Annotated in this window: 16 protein-coding genes; 9 read left to right on the forward strand and 7 right to left on the reverse strand. The window is 67.8% G+C overall.

The window, feature by feature from the left end; all coding sequences use genetic code 11:
* The 4 genes from fdhD to IPK85_14225 are packed head-to-tail and all read right to left on the reverse strand — an operon-like array spanning position 1 to position 3,393.
* Positions 1 to 726, reverse strand: coding sequence for a formate dehydrogenase accessory sulfurtransferase FdhD (gene fdhD, locus IPK85_14210; GenBank protein ID MBK8248543.1), 726 nt, complete (start codon positions 724 to 726; stop codon positions 1 to 3).
* The gene (locus IPK85_14215) at positions 723 to 1,142 is read right to left on the reverse strand and encodes a 6-carboxytetrahydropterin synthase (GenBank protein ID MBK8248544.1); all 420 of its coding nucleotides are present in this window, start codon (positions 1,140 to 1,142) and stop codon (positions 723 to 725) included. The genes fdhD and IPK85_14215 overlap by 4 nt, the downstream gene beginning before the upstream one ends.
* Before the next feature lie 2 nt (positions 1,143 to 1,144).
* On the reverse strand, positions 1,145 to 1,846 hold the full coding sequence (locus IPK85_14220; protein ID MBK8248545.1) for a hypothetical protein: 702 nt from the start codon (positions 1,844 to 1,846) through the stop codon (positions 1,145 to 1,147).
* An 8-nt stretch (positions 1,847 to 1,854) separates the two neighbouring features.
* Complete coding sequence (locus tag IPK85_14225; protein ID MBK8248546.1) at positions 1,855 to 3,393, reverse strand: 2,3-bisphosphoglycerate-independent phosphoglycerate mutase; 1,539 nt, start codon at positions 3,391 to 3,393, stop codon at positions 1,855 to 1,857.
* A gap of 274 nt (positions 3,394 to 3,667) precedes the next feature.
* Between IPK85_14225 and IPK85_14230 the strand changes: the two genes are divergently transcribed.
* The 8 genes from IPK85_14230 (at position 3,668) to IPK85_14265 (ending at position 12,225) form a co-directional block, all read left to right on the forward strand.
* Positions 3,668 to 4,534 (forward strand): hypothetical protein, encoded by an 867-nt coding sequence (locus IPK85_14230; protein MBK8248547.1) that lies wholly within the window; start codon positions 3,668 to 3,670, stop codon positions 4,532 to 4,534.
* Positions 4,534 to 5,511: a hypothetical protein gene (locus IPK85_14235; protein MBK8248548.1), complete on the forward strand. Its 978-nt coding sequence runs from the start codon at positions 4,534 to 4,536 to the stop codon at positions 5,509 to 5,511. The genes IPK85_14230 and IPK85_14235 overlap by 1 nt, the downstream gene beginning before the upstream one ends.
* A gap of 81 nt (positions 5,512 to 5,592) precedes the next feature.
* On the forward strand, positions 5,593 to 5,985 hold the full coding sequence (locus IPK85_14240) for a hypothetical protein (protein MBK8248549.1): 393 nt from the start codon (positions 5,593 to 5,595) through the stop codon (positions 5,983 to 5,985).
* Positions 5,986 to 6,015: 30 nt separating this feature from the next.
* Entirely contained in the window at positions 6,016 to 7,572 is a 1,557-nt protein-coding gene (guaB, locus tag IPK85_14245; GenBank protein MBK8248550.1) for an IMP dehydrogenase, read from the forward strand.
* 151 nt (positions 7,573 to 7,723) lie between these two features.
* Positions 7,724 to 9,196, forward strand: coding sequence for an amino acid permease (locus tag IPK85_14250; GenBank protein ID MBK8248551.1), 1,473 nt, complete (start codon positions 7,724 to 7,726; stop codon positions 9,194 to 9,196).
* 67 nt (positions 9,197 to 9,263) lie between these two features.
* Positions 9,264 to 10,295 carry a bifunctional oligoribonuclease/PAP phosphatase NrnA gene (locus IPK85_14255; GenBank protein ID MBK8248552.1) on the forward strand — a complete coding sequence of 344 codons (1,032 nt, stop codon included), beginning with the start codon at positions 9,264 to 9,266 and terminating at the stop codon, positions 10,293 to 10,295.
* 49 nt (positions 10,296 to 10,344) lie between these two features.
* Positions 10,345 to 11,472 carry an Mrp/NBP35 family ATP-binding protein gene (locus IPK85_14260; GenBank protein MBK8248553.1) on the forward strand — a complete coding sequence of 376 codons (1,128 nt, stop codon included), beginning with the start codon at positions 10,345 to 10,347 and terminating at the stop codon, positions 11,470 to 11,472.
* 3 nt (positions 11,473 to 11,475) lie between these two features.
* Positions 11,476 to 12,225 carry an SAM-dependent chlorinase/fluorinase gene (locus IPK85_14265; GenBank protein MBK8248554.1) on the forward strand — a complete coding sequence of 250 codons (750 nt, stop codon included), beginning with the start codon at positions 11,476 to 11,478 and terminating at the stop codon, positions 12,223 to 12,225.
* On the opposite strand, the gene IPK85_14270 is transcribed toward IPK85_14265, so the two are convergent.
* The 3 genes from IPK85_14270 to IPK85_14280 are packed head-to-tail and all read right to left on the reverse strand — an operon-like array spanning position 12,222 to position 14,500.
* Positions 12,222 to 13,262, reverse strand: coding sequence for a hypothetical protein (locus IPK85_14270; GenBank protein ID MBK8248555.1), 1,041 nt, complete (start codon positions 13,260 to 13,262; stop codon positions 12,222 to 12,224). The genes IPK85_14265 and IPK85_14270 overlap by 4 nt on opposite strands.
* Before the next feature lie 2 nt (positions 13,263 to 13,264).
* On the reverse strand, positions 13,265 to 13,849 hold the full coding sequence (locus IPK85_14275) for a hypothetical protein (GenBank protein ID MBK8248556.1): 585 nt from the start codon (positions 13,847 to 13,849) through the stop codon (positions 13,265 to 13,267).
* Positions 13,850 to 13,891: 42 nt separating this feature from the next.
* A complete protein-coding gene (locus tag IPK85_14280) occupies positions 13,892 to 14,500 on the reverse strand; it encodes a sigma-70 family RNA polymerase sigma factor (GenBank protein ID MBK8248557.1) in 609 nt (202 codons plus the stop codon).
* Positions 14,501 to 14,628: 128 nt separating this feature from the next.
* Here IPK85_14280 and IPK85_14285 point away from each other — a divergent pair, with 128 nt between their 5' ends.
* On the forward strand, positions 14,629 to 15,387 hold the full coding sequence (locus IPK85_14285) for a class I SAM-dependent methyltransferase (GenBank protein MBK8248558.1): 759 nt from the start codon (positions 14,629 to 14,631) through the stop codon (positions 15,385 to 15,387).
* Positions 15,388 to 15,394: the final 7 nt, after the last annotated feature.

Below are 15,394 nucleotides of genomic sequence, written 5' to 3' on the forward strand. Positions count from 1 at the left end.
CTAACGGGCGAACCAGTGCTGCGGGGCACCACTCACGGCGCGCCCCACGAGCATCATGCCGGCTGCCTCAGCCACCTGGACGGCGATGGTGGATGGCACCGACGGCGTCGCCACGCAGGCAATCGACGCGCGGGCGGCTTTGTACGCGAGTTCGCCGGAAATGCGTCCGGTCACCAGGAGTACCAGCCCCGCCGGATCACGTCCATCCTGTACCGCGGCGCCAAGCACCTTGTCGACGGCGTTGTGGCGCCCAATGTCCTCGGCGTGGTGGAACAGCTGCGCCCCGTCGGACAGCGCGGCGGCGTGGATCCCACCCGTGTCCTTGTAGCGTTCGCCGCGGGCGAACAACTCCTTGAACAGGGCGCGCATCGTCGGGAGGTCGATCGCCGGTCGCGGGCCTGTCGACTGCCGCCGTACCTCCGCGAGCGATCCCAGGAAGGCCGTGACGGAGCCGCACCCACTCGCCAGCACGCGGCGCCGCGGTTGCGCGTTGACGGCCTCCACACGTTCCGGCGACAGGTCAACCCAGAATCCCAACTCCTTCGTGCAGGGCCGCATGGCGACAATGTCGCGCGGGCTGTCGATATAGCCCTCACTGTACAGCCACCCCACCACCAGGTCGTCGAGTTGGTCGGGCGTGCACATCCACGTGACCAGCGGCGTCCCGTTGACCTCGAGCCAGACGGGCGTCTCCTCTACGGCCTCGTGGCTGTTGGCTGCACTCATCCGTCGTAGGTGGCGCTGAGCGACTCATCCTCCGCCAGGTGCACCCTGGTGACCCGGACGGCTCCGCCGAGTGCCACCTGCACACGCTCGAAGATGAATCGCGCGAGGTTTTCTCCCGTGGGGACCAGCTGGCCGTCGGCGAACTCCGGGACGTCGACGTTGATGTTGCGGTGATCGAATCGCCCCCTGACCTCGGCCGCAAGGACGGCGTCCAGCTGCCCCAGGTCAACCACCATCCCCGTCACCGCGTCGATCTCGCCCGTGACCGTGACATCGCACGTGTAGGAGTGACCGTGGTAATGTGGGTGCGCGCAGGCCCCGAACACGGCGACGTTGCGCGCCTCATCCCAGTCAGGGCGTCGGTAGCGATGTGCCGCGGCAAACCGCACGCGGCGCGTGAGCGAGGCGTGCGGCATGCCTAACGCCCGTAGCTGTACGTCATGCCGAGGTTCAGGCCGAGGTTGCGCTTCCAGTAATTCCGCGACGTGCCCGGCTCCAGGACAGGGTCGTCGGCGCCCGTCTTGATGAAGTAGGTCTCGGGATAGCGGATGCGGTAGAAGTAGTTCGTCGCTTCCAGTCGCATGTGCCACTGGCCTGCCGTGGCGATCTTCACCCCCGGGCGCACCGTGAACAGGAAGGGGTACCCGAACTGGTACCCACCCACGTCCTGCTTCTCGAATCCCGCCCCAAGTCCGGCGCCCGCGCCGAAAAAGGGGACGATGCCCCGATAACTCTTGAAGCCGGTGAGGTTCAGCGAGAAGCCGACGTCGGCCAGGAGGAGCGGAACCGCGTGATCCGCGTCCTGGACGCGGTTCACCTTCTCGAGCTTGGGGTCGATCACCGTGCGGTCGGACAGGACGCCGGCCATCCGCGCCGTGAAGTAGGCCGGTCCCCCCAGGCGGAGTTCGTAGTGGGCGCCGATCATCGGGCCGTTGCGTGGGGCCACGCGGGCCGGGTCGACGGCCGCGCGGAACTGGCCCCCGAAGACAGTGATTTCCTGCCGCCATTCCAGGTCCCGGTAGGGCGAGCGTCGCGGCTCATGCCCCACCTGGGCGGCAACCGAGGACGCCGCGAGGAGACTACCGATAGCAAGCAACGCGGGACGACGCACAACGATCATGGGAACACTCACGAGATCAGTCGCAGGTCGCGACCGGTCATCTCTACGGGTTGGTCGATGCCCAGCATCGAAAGGACGGTCGGGCCCACATCACACAGGGCACCGCCAGAACGCAGGGGGCGGTCGCCCGCCGGGTCGAGCACCACAAACGGTACCGGATTCGTCGTGTGGGCGGTGTGCGGGCCCCCCGTCGCCGGATCGATCATCAACTCGCAATTGCCGTGGTCTGCCGTGATCATCAGGCGCGCACCTGCGGCCTCGGCGGCACGCACAACCCGACCCAGGCACGCGTCCACGCACTCCAACGCCCGGATGACGGCCGGGAGCGATCCCGTGTGGCCCACCATGTCGGCGTTGGCATAGTTGCATAAGGTGAAGTGGTGATCGCCGCGGGCGATCGCCTCGCACAGGACGTCCGTCACGCCCGCGGCCGACATCTCCGGCTGCAGGTCATAGGTCGGTACCTTCGGGCTCGGGACCAGGTTCCGTTCCTCGCCCGCAAACGGCGTCTCGATCCCGCCGTTGAAGAAGTAGGTCACATGCGGGTACTTCTCGGTTTCCGCCGTACGGAACATCGCGAGACCGTGCTCGGCGACGACCTCGGCCACGATGCGCGCCATGCTGAACGGTGCGAACGCGACCGGGAACGAAAACCGCTCGTCGTACGACGTCATCGTGGCGAGGGACACGTGGGGCCGGTCACTGACGTCGAACCCATCGAAGGCCGGATCGGTCAGGGCGCGCACGATCTGCCGCATCCGGTCCGATCGATAGTTGAACGTGATGACCGCGTCACCCTCGCGCATGGGAGCCACCGGCTGGCCGTCCTGCGTCACGACCACGGGCGAGATGAACTCGTCCGTCACGCCGGCGTCGTACGATGCACGTACGGCTGCGATCGGATCGGTCACCGACGGGCCGCGGCCGCGGACCGCCGCATCGTACCAGCGGATCACGCGTTCCCACCGGTTGTCGCGGTCCATGCCGAAGTACCGGCCGCCTAACGATGCGATGACCACGCGCCCGCCCGCCCGGCGCAAGGTTTCTTCCAGGTAGCCAAGCCCCGACGTCGGCAGCGTGTCGCGTCCGTCCATCAGGCAGTGCAGGGCGATGCGCGGCACCCCGGCGCGGTGTGCGAGGTCCATGAGCGCAAACAGGTGACGGTCCAGCGCATGGACGCCGCCGTCCCCAAGCAGCCCCATCAGGTGCAACGTCCCGCCGGTCGACTTTACCCGGGCACACGCGTCGGTGAACGCGGGTCGCGTGAAGAACGACCCGTCCTCAATGGCCTCGTCGATGCGCACGAGGTCCTGTTTCACCACGCGACCGGCGCCAAGGTTCAAGTGACCGACTTCACTGTTTCCCATCTGGCCGGCCGGCAGGCCGACGGCCTTTCCCGACGCCTCCAACAGGGTTCGCGGGGCCCTGGCCCAGAGCTGCTTCCACACGGGCATCCGGGCGAGGGCGACCGCATTGGCCTCATCAGCCGTGCGGTGGCCAAAGCCATCAACAACCACAAGAACGACCGGTCGCTGCGAACTCGCCATGTCGGGACGGAGGGAAGGGAGGGACGGGAATGTAACCGGCCCACCGGAGGGTGGTCGGGGAACATCGCTCCCCCTCGGGGGGTCGCAGTGCCGGCGGGGTGGCGGAGGGGGGCCAATCGGGTACCTTTCCGTCCCCGGGGGGATGACGCAGGAGTGATTCCCTCCTTCCATCGTGACGCGTTCATACCCGACGCGTCGTCCCATGTCACCCCGGCGACTTGGGCCAGTGTCCCGTGTCACCGCACGCCGCCCCTCCTGTCCCCAGACTCCCGGGATGAACCGCTCTCACCTCACGCTCCTCGCGGCTGCCTCGCTCCTGTTTGGAGCGGGACTCGGCGCGCAGGTGGGTGATCGTCCCGACGCGGCCACAGATTCCTTGCGGGGGCGGTCCGGCAAACTCCTCGCGCGTCAGGTCGGTGGCACGCGGGGAGGGCCCATCCGTATCCTGCAGGAGCTCTTCGGTGACAGCGCCGCGAGCCGCCACGGGATCTATCGGGCGGAGCTGTCCGGCGGACCGCTGAGCTTCATCAACCTCCTCCCTTTCGGTGCCAAGAATCGCGGCCGGGTCGGTCGGTACCTGGTGGGCACGTGGCCGCGGGAGGGCCGTGGGAATCCGGACCTCCCGGATGGGTTCATCGAAGTCACCCCGGACAATCAGGACACGCAGCTGTCCGAGCATTTCCGCCTGCGAGACTTCCTGACACACGATCAAGCCAATGTCTGGCCCAAGTACGTCGTTGTGCGCGAGCCGCTGCTGGACAAGCTCGAGCTTGTGATCGCGGACTTGAACGCGCAAGGGATTCGCGTGGGTGGCCTCAAGGTGCTGTCGGGGTTTCGCACACCGCAGTACAACGCGCGCGGGGTGGGGAGAGGTGGGCGGGCGAAGGACAGCCGACACCAGTACGGTGATGCCGCGGATGTTTTTGTGGATGACAACGGTGATGGACGCCAGGACGACCTCAACGGCGACGGTCGGAGCGACAGCCGGGACATTCGCATTCTCATCGAGAGCGTGAATCGGGTGGAGCGGGCGCACCCGGAGCTTTCTGGTGGACTCGGCCTCTATCGCAGCACGTCAAACCACGGCGGTTTCGTTCATGTGGACGCGCGTGGGGCCGCGGTGCGCTGGGGATTCAGCTGATGGCGCGCGAGCGCTCGCGCCTGGCACCTGCGCTGTTCTTCGGCGCACTGGCCGTTGCCTCCGTCACGATCCTCTCGCAGGCTGATGCGGCACTCGGCCCGTCGCGCCGCACGCTGGCCCGTCCCTTTCCGGCCGCGCGCGCGGCATGGAGTGCGACCGGCCGAAGTCGGGCCGTCCGCATGCTCACTTCGTTGCCCGCCCTTCCGGTCGAGGTGCCCCTCGAGTTCATCCACGCACCCGTCGGGCTGCGATACGAATGGGTGCCGGTCGGCTCGATGGCGGGGGTTGAGGTACCGCGACCACTGTCTGGCACGCTCATCGCTCCGTCACGGCCGGGATTCTACCGTCTCGCGATCGAGCGCGATGGCCAGCGTCAGGTCATCGATAGTGTGACCCTTGGCGTCATGAAGCCCCTCGCCGAGAAGCGTGGGGCGTCGATTAATGGATATCGAATCGGCTTCTTTCGCGGGGAACGTCGGGGGGGGCAGGGAGTGCCCGACGGATTGCTCGAAGTCCGCGAACACGAGGTCGACCTCCCGGTTTCCGAGCACTTCGCGCTGGGCGATTTTCTCACCCATGACCAACAGACCACTTGGCCTCGGTATGTCGCGATCGACCCGCGACTGTTGGACAAGTTGGAGTTGGTGTTCGAGGAGATCGCGCGTCTTCGCGGCAGCTCCGACGCCTCGCGAGTCGCCGTCGACCTCCATTCCGGGTTTCGTACACCGTTGCACAACCAGCGCGTGCCGCGTGCGGCGAGCGACAGTCGCCACCAGTACGGCGATGCGGCGGATATCGCCGTGGATGCCAACGGGGACGGCCGCGTGACCTGGCTCGATGTGACCCTCATCGCCCGCGCGGTCGATGCCGTCGAGCGGGCCCACCCGGAGCTGGCCGGCGGGCTCGGGCAGTATTCGCAGGGGTCGCCGTATGCGCACATCGACGTGCGCGGGACGCGCGTGCGCTGGCGCGGCTGATCGTCACGGCCGTAACCCCCGGTGCCGTCGATCCGTAGGGGTCACGACGCACCACTCTCCCCTCCCGGCCTCGGGCAACTCATGGCACTCTCTCCGCACCTCCGCGATCGCCTCCTGCGGCAGCTCGATACGCTCACCGATGAAAAGGCGTATCAGTTGCTCGACTACGTGGAGTTTGTCGCGTCGCGCCACGGGACCAAGGAGTCTTCCTCGGTCGGATCGTTGTTCTCCAGGTTCACGGAAGGAGTGGAGGACACCCTTCGCGCCGGAAAGGTCTCCGCCACGGCGATCTCGGAGACCATGGGGCTGCTCAACAAGGCCGTGGGGGTGCTCAACGGGGTGGCCGCCGCCGGAAAGTCCGTTGCGAGCGACATTGTGTCCGTTGCTACCAGCGCGACCAAGCCGGCCAACGCGGACAGTGCCGATCCTCCGGCCTCGCCAGAGACACCGCCCAGCGGAGGGGCGCCCGCTTGAGGTGAGGTCGTGGCCAGCCTAGCTTTCGCTATGGCAACCTCATCTCGTTCTTCCGACCGGCCCGCGAGCCCACCCCAGGTGGACCGCGGGCTTTTGCATGGCGGGACCAATGGCGCGCCTCCCGCGCCGTCGACCCGCATTCGTGTGGACGCAGCGCTCACCTTCGATGATGTGCTGCTCACGCCGCGCCACTCGCTGACGCATCCGAAGGAGGTGGAGACCTCCTCGTGGTTCACGCGCGGGATCCCCCTGAATGTGCCACTCGTCTCCGCGGCCATGGATACCGTCACCGAGTCGGAGATGGCCATTGCGATGGCGCGCGCCGGTGGGATCGGGGTGATTCACCGGAACATGTCGATCGATCGACAGGCTGCGGAGGTCGACCGGGTGAAACGCTCGGAGAGTGGGATGATCCTCAATCCCATTACGCTGTCGCCGGACGCCCTCTTGCGTGAGGCCGTCGCGCTCATGCAGCGGTTCCGCATTTCGGGGGTCCCGATCGTTGACGCGTCCGGGCGGCTCGTCGGGATCATCACCAATCGCGACCTGCAGTTCGAGCGCAACCTGCAGCAGCCGATTCGCGAGGTCATGACGTCGAAGGACCTGGTCACGGCACCCGAGGGCACCACCCTCGATGACGCCGAGCGGATCCTGGCGGATCATCGCATCGAGAAGCTACCGGTGGTGGATGGGGAATATCGCCTGCGCGGCCTGATTACGGTGAAGGACATCCACAAGCGCAAGCAGTATCCCGGTGCAAACAAGGACGAACATGGGCGGCTGCGCTGCGCGGCCGCGTTAGGCGCCGGCGGGGACGTGCTCGATCGTGCGCGGGCCCTCGTGGATGCCGGGGTCGATGTGTTGGTGATCGACACGGCGCACGGACACTCCGAGGGCGTGTTACAGGCGACGTCGCGGGTGCGCGAGGCCCTGCCGGACATTCAGCTGGTCGTCGGGAATGTGGCCACACGCGCCGGGGCCGCGGCCCTGGTGAGCCGGGGGGTGGATGCCGTGAAGGTCGGGGTCGGTCCCGGCTCGATTTGTACCACGCGAGTGGTCACCGGTGTCGGTGTCCCGCAACTCACCGCGATCATGGACGCGGTGGAAGGGGCGGATGGTGTTCCCATCATTGCCGACGGCGGGATCAAGTACTCGGGAGACATCGTGAAGGCGCTTGCCGCCGGCGCGTCGTGCGTCATGATGGGATCGATGCTCGCCGGGACTGAGGAGTCGCCGGGCGAGTCGTTCCTCCTCGAAGGACGCCGGTTCAAGATGATCCGCGGCATGGGCTCGATCTCCGCGATGCAGGACGGGTCCGCCGACCGCTACTTTCAGGACGGCGAGTTGTCTCCGCGCAAGCTGGTCCCCGAGGGCATCGAGGGGCGCGTGCCGTACAAGGGTCCGGTGGGCGACGTGCTCTTCCAGATGGTTGGCGGGCTGCGCAGTGGGATGGGGTACGTCGGTTGCGGCTCCATCACGTCACTCCGGACCGAGGCAGAATTCGTCCGTATCACCAGTGCGGGGCTACGCGAGTCGCATCCGCATGACGTGACGATTACACGCGAGGCCCCGAACTACAGCGTGTAGGGGCGTTCCACGTTCGCGGGTCGCACACGAGGCGTCGCACTCGCCCCTTCCGTCTTGACATGTCAGCGGGGAGCGGGTGACCTTGCCCGCCCCGTTCTACGCCTGCCGGGCCCCCGTCGGCCCATCGTCCTCGTCTGCGTCGGAGTGCCCCATGGGACTGTGGTCCAAGAAGAATCTTGAACACCTGATGCGTGAGTCGGAGGGCACGGGCGACACCGTGAACCTCAAGCGCACGCTCGGCGCGATGAACCTCACCCTGCTTGGGATCGGGGCGATCATCGGCGCCGGCATCTTCGTGCTCACGGGGACGGCGGCCGCGCAATATGCCGGACCCGCGATCGTGTTGTCCTTCGTGCTCGCCGGGTTCGGGTGTCTCTTCGCCGGGCTCTGCTACGCCGAGTTTGCCTCGATGATCCCGATCGCCGGGAGCGCGTATACGTATGGCTACGCCACGCTCGGGGAACTCGTCGCCTGGATCATCGGGTGGGACCTGATCCTCGAGTACCTGTTCGCCGCGTCCACGGTGGCGGTCGGCTGGTCGGCGAACGTGGTGGCGTTCCTCAAGGACTTCGCGGGGATCGAGCTGCCGGCCGCGCTTACCTCCGCACCCCTCGTGGCGGACAAGGCCACCGGGGCCATCACCGCCACGGGTGCCATCATCAACCTGCCGGCTGTCCTGCTGATCGGGGTGTTGACGACGATGTTGGTCATCGGGATTCAGGAGTCCGCCCGTCTCAACAACCTGATCGTCTTCATCAAGGTCGCCATCGTCTTTCTGGTGATCGGGTTCGGCTTCATGTACGTGACCCCCTCGAACTGGGTCCCCTTCATCCCGGAAAACACCGGGACGTTCGGCGAGTACGGGTGGTCGGGGATCGTCCGGGCCTCCGGGGTGATCTTCTTTGCCTACATCGGCTTTGACGCCGTCTCAACCGCGGCGCAGGAGGCCAAGAACCCCCAGCGCGACCTGCCCATCGGCATCCTGGCTTCGCTCGCGGTCTGCACGGTGCTCTACATCTTGATGGCGCTCGTGATGACGGGTGTGGCGCATTACTCCGAACTCAACGTGGCCAATCCGGTCTACGTCGCCATCGCGAAGGCTGGACCGGCACTCGCCTGGCTCAAGGCGCTGGTGGGCATCGGAACCATCGCCGGACTTGCGTCGGTGGTCCTGGTCATGTTGCTCGGGCAGCCGCGGATCTTCCTCGCGATGTCCAGGGACGGGCTCTTGCCCCCCATCTTCGGGCGCGTCCACCCGAAATTCCAGACCCCGTATCTCGCCACCATCATCACGGGGGTGATCGCCGGGCTTATTGCCGGGGCCTTCCCCATCGACATCCTTGGCGAATTGGTCTCCATCGGCACCCTGCTCGCGTTCGTCATCGTGAGCGCCGGGGTCCTCGTCCTTCGATATCGCTCACCCAACCTGCACCGGCCGTTCCGCACCCCCTTTGTCCCGGTGGTCCCGGTCCTGGCCATCCTCATCTGCGGGTACATGATGTCAGGGCTTCCGGGCGACACCTGGCTCCGGTTGCTCATCTGGCTGATCCTCGGCCTGGGAATCTACTTCTTCTATGGTCGCCATCACTCCAAGGTGGCCCGCGAGGAGCGAGAGGCCCGATAGCCCTCCCGTAGCGGTTATCTTCCGAGCGGCGTCCTGTCCGGGGCGCCGCTTCGCTTTTCCATCCCCCGTGCCCGTCCAGAACCTCCTTAGCGTACCCACGGACCGCGCCACCGCCGCCACACGCGTCCTGGGCGCGCTTGCCGGTGCACGCCGTGTCGGGGTCACCACGCACATCAACGCCGATGGCGATGCCTGCGGCTCGGTCGCGGCCCTCTGTCGCCTGCTCCGGCAGCAGGGCTTCCTCCCGAGGGTGATCAACCCCACGCCGTGGCCAGGCATCTTCGAGTACCTCCTCGACGCCGAGATCGACGATGCATCCCGCCTGGGCCCCCGCGGATTGCGCGACCTCGATGCCCTCGTCGTCCTCGATGTCTCCGACATGTCGCGCCTCGGGCAGCTTGCCGACACGGCGCGCAAGATGACCATCCCTCGGATCGTCATTGATCATCACGTGCCGACGGACGAGCCGGCCGGGGAGCTGCTCATGGACGACCCGAAGGCCTGCGCGACGGGAGAGCTCATCTACGATTACGCCACCACGCACGGCCTCGAGGTCACGCCGCAGATCGCCGAGGCGCTCTACACGGCCATTCTCACCGATACTGGGGGCTTCCGGTACGCCAACACGTCGCCGCGCTGTCATGCCATCGCTGCTGCGCTGCTGAGCAATGGTGTGGATCCGGAGACGATGTACCGGCGCATCTACGGGTCGGTGTCGCCGGGGCGCATCTTCCTCCTGCGTGATGCCCTGCATTCCATTGGACATGACGCGGAGCACGGCATTTCGTGGATCTCCGTGACCGCGGACGCGCTCGAGCGCTACGACGTCAGCCCGGAGGACCTCGATGGGATCGTGGAGCACCCCCGGTCCATCGTCGGCACCAGGCTCGCGCTGTTTTTCCGCGACCTCGGTTACGGCAAGGTCAAGGTGTCCTTTCGCAGTACGGGTGACGTGGATGTGAACCGCTTCGCCCGCGACTTCGGTGGTGGCGGGCACGCCAAGGCGTCGGGTGCCCTCATCCCGGGATCGTTGGACCAGGTGCGCGACCGCGTCGTCGGCGCGGCCCGCGAGTACATCGGCGCTGTCGCGTCGTCCTGACCCTGCTTGCCGGCCGACCGGCACCCCTGCTTCCTCCAACGGCTGTTCCGTGTCCACACTCCAACAACGCATTGCAACTGCCCTCGCGTCGGTCTCCCACCCGCGGGCCCCGACCTCCCTGCTCGAGGACCAGGTCGTGCGCGACGTGGGCGTGACCCTCGATGGCAAGGTGCGGCTCACCGTCGTGATTGGCGCCAGCGACGATCCCACCCTGGTGCGGGACGTGCGCCGCGCCGTCGAGGCCGTGGAGGGGGTGACGGACGTGCGCATCGACGTGCGGGATCCGGCCGAGTTCCAGCGAGCAGCGCCGCCGCCGGCGCCCGCTGCGCGGCCGGCCGCGAGGGCCCTCCCCGTCATGGATGACCGCCCGGCCGCCACGCCGCGCGGGAGTGTCCCGCCGCCGGTGGCCTACCCCCACCTGGGCCACGTGATTGCCGTGTCATCCGGCAAGGGCGGTGTAGGCAAGTCGACCCTCTCGGTCAACCTCGCCGTCGCGCTCGCCCAGCGGGGGTGGCGCGTGGGGATCATGGACGCCGACGTCTACGGCCCCAACCTCCCCCTGATGCTCGGCGTCAACGCCGCGCCCCCGGTGGTCAACGAGAAGATCCAGCCCCTTGAGGCCCATGGGGTGAAGGTCATGTCCCTGGGGTTCCTCATCGAGCGGGAGCAACCGGCGATCTGGCGCGGGCCCATCGTGATGAAGATCGTCACGCAGTTCCTGCGCGACGTCAATTGGGGCGAACTCGATGCCTTTCTGGTCGACATGCCCCCCGGGACCGGGGACGCGCAGCTCTCGCTCGTCCAGGCCACCAACGTCCGCGGCGCCCTGATTGTCACCACCCCGCAGCAGGTGGCGACCGGTGATGCGTTGCGCGGCGCGATGATGTTCAATCGCGTGAACGTCCCCGTGCTTGGCATCATCGAGAACATGAGCTGGTTCGAGTGCCCGCACTGCGGAAAGCCCACGGCCCTCTTCGGGAGCGGGGGCGGGAAGGCCCTCGCCGAGGAGTTGCAGCTCGACCTGCTGGGCCAGGTGCCGCTGTACCCGCGGATCGTCGAGGGCGGCGACACGGGTCGACCCATCGTGGTGGCGGATCCCGAGTCGCCGGCCGCGCGGGCCATTGCCGACATCGCTGCGCGCGTGCAGGATCTCCTCGGTCCCGCCCGATCCCGCTGACGCATGGCCCCCCTGATCACCCTCCTCACCGACTTCGGCACCGCCGATGGCTATGTGGCGGAGATCAAGGGGGTGTTGTACTCGCTGGCGCCCGGGGCGACCATCGTGGACTTGTCGCATGAAATCCCGGCGCATGACACGGAGCTCGCGCGGCTCACGGTCGCGCGGTACTGGCGCCGTTTTCCTGCACGCACGGTCCACCTGATCATCGTGGACCCCGGGGTGGGCACGAGCCGGGCGGCGCTCGCGGTGCAGAGCGACGGGCGCTTCCTCGTCGGGCCGGACAACGGCGTGTTATCCCCGGCCTTGCTCCTCGGGGACGCGGCGGTGGTGACCCTGCCGATCAGTCCCTCGGCGTCGCGGACCTTCCAGGGGCGCGATGTGTTCGCCCCGGCGGCGGCGGCCCTCGCGAACGGGGCGACCCTGGCGTCGTTAGGCGAGCCGCACGATGCGCCCGTCGTCCGCCGGACCCGCGAGGCGATCAAGCGGGACGACGGCGCCATCCTCGGGGAAGTCATCGCCATCGACCGCTTCGGCAACGCCATCACTAACCTGATCGGGGTGCGGAGTGGCGTGGTGGCCGCGGCGGGCCGCCCGGTGCCGGTGCGGGCGACTTATGCGGACGTGGCGTCCGGCAGTCCGGTCGCCCTCGTCGGGTCCAGCGGGCTGCTGGAGGTGGCGGTGCGCGACGGCAGTGCCGCGGGAGCGCTGGGGCTGCAACGCGGCGCTGTCGTCGTCTGGTATCGCGGCTAGTGCGCGGCTGTTGAGCTGGCGGCCGGGCGTCGCCGCGCCGCGGCCACGCCGGACACGGGAGTCGGGGTTTGCCAGCCGACTTCTTCGGCGGCCGGGAGCTGGGTCGCCACTGCGGCGTCCCTCCGCGTGCCCCCGCGCGAAAGGATCGCGGCGCCAAAGCCCGCCGTCGCCGCCACAAAGGTGGCCAGCAGCGCGAGGACCCTGAGCACCACACCGACCACGGCCACCGATCCCGTGGCGGCGGCGAGGACCCAGAGGCCCATGTAGAGCGCCGTTCCGATGATCACCCCGCGCAGCGCGCCACCCTTGTCGCTGAGCCGGCGTCCCCCACGGTGCCCGATCCCCTCGCCCGTCACGCGAGCCGCGGCAACAAACCCGAGGGCCAGCAGCCCCGCCACGACGAGTACCAGGGCGACGACAGCAAAGGGGATCAACAGGATCCCGATGACTGTCACCGCGAGCCCAACCACCACGAGCAGGATCGCCGGCAAGACCCCGAGGTGCCCGATCAGCCCGGTCAGGAAGGAACGCCAGAACGACTGCGCGAGCACGTCCGCGACGCCATCGAGGTAGGGACTGGCGAACACGAGCACGCCAAGCCCGATGAGCATCATCACCGTGAACCACCCGAGCGCGAGCTCGAGGGGCGTACGCTTGGCCGCGGGGGGCGAGTCCGGGGTGGAGAACAGTGCCCTGAGGGAGGCGCCGAAAGTCCCGGTGAGCGCCCGGGACTGCCCACCGACGGCGCCCTCATTCCGGACCTCTCCAAAAGCGGCGATCGCGTCCCCCGTGACCTCCCCTCCCGGGAGTACGATCACGTCGCCAGCGATCGCGATCGCGGATCCATCGACCTGACCGGCGACGGTGAGGTCACCGCCGGCCACCACGATCGGACCACGCTCGGTTGTGCCAGCGGGCACCGTGCGGCCACCGATCACGATCGAGTCGCGCTGCGTGGCGCTGCCCTGCGCGGCGCTGATGGCAAACGGGCAGAGTGCGGCCACGAGGGTGGCCGTCATCCAGAGGGAGCGACGCACGGTCAGTCCCTCCGCCGATTCGCCGTCGCGATTCCCTTGACTGCGGCAGCCACCCCGAAGACGCCCAGGACTGCGGCCCCGGCGGCAGCCGCCAGGACGACGGGCCCCCCACGTTGCAGGCTGTCGCCCACCCCTGCGCCCAGCAGGGAGGTTGTGGCCTCGATGACCGACGCCGCGAGGCCCGTCCGCGCGCGCTGCAGGCTGTAGCTCCCAACGAAAAGGACCGCGTCGGCGCGCTGGCCAACCCACACCAGCCCGGCCGTCACTCCTGCCGCGGCCGTCGCACCCAGCCCGCCCATGACCACGCGGCCAGCCGAACTCTCAGGGATCAAGCGACCCAGGAAGTCCCGGGCGGCCACATGCCATGGCTGGTAGACCTCGACCCGCGCCATCAGGCGATCCGCGAAGAGCGGGGCCGGCCGGAAGTGCGGCAATGCCTCCAGCTTGGCGACGACCCGGGACAACCCGTCCAGGGCGTCCCGGCACTCGGCGCAGGCCTCGAGGTGCAGCCGAAGGGGCGCCATGCCAAACCCCTCCTCGTTGTCGAGGAGCAGGTCGATTTCTTCGGGGAGAAGGTGTCGGTTCACATGGCCTCCAAGCGGGTCTACGACCGGGGTTTGGCAGAGGTTTCAGGCACGGGTGTCTTCCAGTGCTTCGCGGAGCTGGTGACGTGCCCTGTGGATGTAGGTCTTGACCGTCCCCAGGGGGAGGTCGAGTGTGGCCGCGATCTCCTCGTACGATCGCCCTTCCACGTGTCGGAGCATGATGCAGGCCCGGTATTCGGGTCGGAGGGCGGCGATGGCCCGTTCGATGGCCCCGCCGATCTCCTTGGCCTCCATCTCCTCCAGTGCGGTTTCCTGTTGCGCCGCGATCTCGATCTGGGTCGCCTCGATCTCGGCCGCGGTCGACGCATGGGGGGACCCGTCCATGCTCACCGTATCGATCTGGCGGCGGCGCAGGTGGTCGATGGCGACATTGTTCGCGATCTTGAACAGCCACGAGGACAGCTTGAACTCCGGCCGGTATCGATCGATGTGGTTCAGGACCTTGATGAACGAGTCCTGCGCCAGGTCTTCCGCGGTCTCGCGATCACGGACCATGCGGTAGATCAGCGAGAAGACCGGCCGTTCGTATCGGCGGACCAACTCGCGATACGCCGCCTCTCTCCCCTCCTGTGCGAGCGAGACGAGGTCAGCGTCCGGGAGGTTCCTGAGATCGAGGGCGGGGGAGGGTGCCATGCCGAGGCGTGGCGCCGGCGCTGGGAACCGTCTCCCATGCCTGCGAGGTTGGGAAGGTAAGGAACCGGTTCCCGAGGGTCTAGCGTACGCTTGCTCCGGGAAGCCGACCGATCCAGTTTTCGCCACCGATGACACTGACCGACCACGATGCGGTCGAGGTGCGTGCAGCCGCCGCTGGTGGAGCGGTCAAGCGCGACTATGTCCGCCGCATCTTTTCGGAGATCGCTCCCTCCTACGATCTCCTGAATCACCTGCTGAGCTTCAACATCGATCGGCGCTGGCGCGCCCGAGCGCTGGAGGCGCTGGGCTGGTCGCGGGAGCCGACGGGGACGTACCTCGACGTCTGCGCCGGCACCCTGGATGTGTCGGCTCAGCTGCACGCCACTCCGGGATTTCGCGGCCGCGTGGTCGCGGCCGACTTCGCGGAGCCCATGCTGAGGGCCGGGAGGCGCAAAGCGGCGGGGGTGCCGATCAACCCGGTGGTTGCCGATGCTCTCGCCCTCCCTCTGGACGACGGCTCGGTGGATGGTGCGATTGTCGCATTCGGCATCCGCAATGTCGCCAGCCTTGATGCCTGCCTGCAGGAGGTCGCCCGCGTGCTGCGCCCCGGGGCCCGGTTCGTCATCCTGGAATTCTCGACGCCCTCATCACGACTGGTCCGCGGCTTCTATCACCTGTATTTCCACCACGTCCTGCCCCTGGTCGGTCGGTTGGTGAGCGGTCACCGGACCGCGTACACCTACCTGCCGGAATCGGTGAAGCATTTCCCCGTTGGGGATGACCTCGGCCGCCGCATGCGAGAGGCGGGGTTTTCCCGGGTCTCCTGGCAGCCCCTCACCTTCGGGATTGCCGCCATTCATGTGGGCGAGCAATCGTCCGCCCTTTGACCTCCTG

Source organism: Gemmatimonadota bacterium, from assembly GCA_016712265.1.
GTDB lineage: Bacteria > Gemmatimonadota > Gemmatimonadetes > Gemmatimonadales > Gemmatimonadaceae > RBC101.

Excerpts from the sequence above, each read along its gene's own strand:
- fdhD (MBK8248543.1), bottom strand. The coding sequence starts at position 726 with ATGAGTGCAGCCAACAGCCACGAGGCCGTAGAGGAGACGCCCGTCTGG.
- IPK85_14215 (MBK8248544.1), bottom strand. The coding sequence starts at position 1,142 with ATGCCGCACGCCTCGCTCACGCGCCGCGTGCGGTTTGCCGCGGCACAT.
- IPK85_14220 (MBK8248545.1), bottom strand. The coding sequence starts at position 1,846 with ATGATCGTTGTGCGTCGTCCCGCGTTGCTTGCTATCGGTAGTCTCCTC.
- IPK85_14225 (MBK8248546.1), bottom strand. The coding sequence starts at position 3,393 with ATGGCGAGTTCGCAGCGACCGGTCGTTCTTGTGGTTGTTGATGGCTTT.
- IPK85_14230 (MBK8248547.1), top strand. The coding sequence starts at position 3,668 with ATGAACCGCTCTCACCTCACGCTCCTCGCGGCTGCCTCGCTCCTGTTT.
- IPK85_14235 (MBK8248548.1), top strand. The coding sequence starts at position 4,534 with ATGGCGCGCGAGCGCTCGCGCCTGGCACCTGCGCTGTTCTTCGGCGCA.
- IPK85_14240 (MBK8248549.1), top strand. The coding sequence starts at position 5,593 with ATGGCACTCTCTCCGCACCTCCGCGATCGCCTCCTGCGGCAGCTCGAT.
- guaB (MBK8248550.1), top strand. The coding sequence starts at position 6,016 with ATGGCAACCTCATCTCGTTCTTCCGACCGGCCCGCGAGCCCACCCCAG.
- IPK85_14250 (MBK8248551.1), top strand. The coding sequence starts at position 7,724 with ATGGGACTGTGGTCCAAGAAGAATCTTGAACACCTGATGCGTGAGTCG.
- IPK85_14265 (MBK8248554.1), top strand. The coding sequence starts at position 11,476 with ATGGCCCCCCTGATCACCCTCCTCACCGACTTCGGCACCGCCGATGGC.
- IPK85_14280 (MBK8248557.1), bottom strand. The coding sequence starts at position 14,500 with ATGGCACCCTCCCCCGCCCTCGATCTCAGGAACCTCCCGGACGCTGAC.
- IPK85_14285 (MBK8248558.1), top strand. The coding sequence starts at position 14,629 with ATGACACTGACCGACCACGATGCGGTCGAGGTGCGTGCAGCCGCCGCT.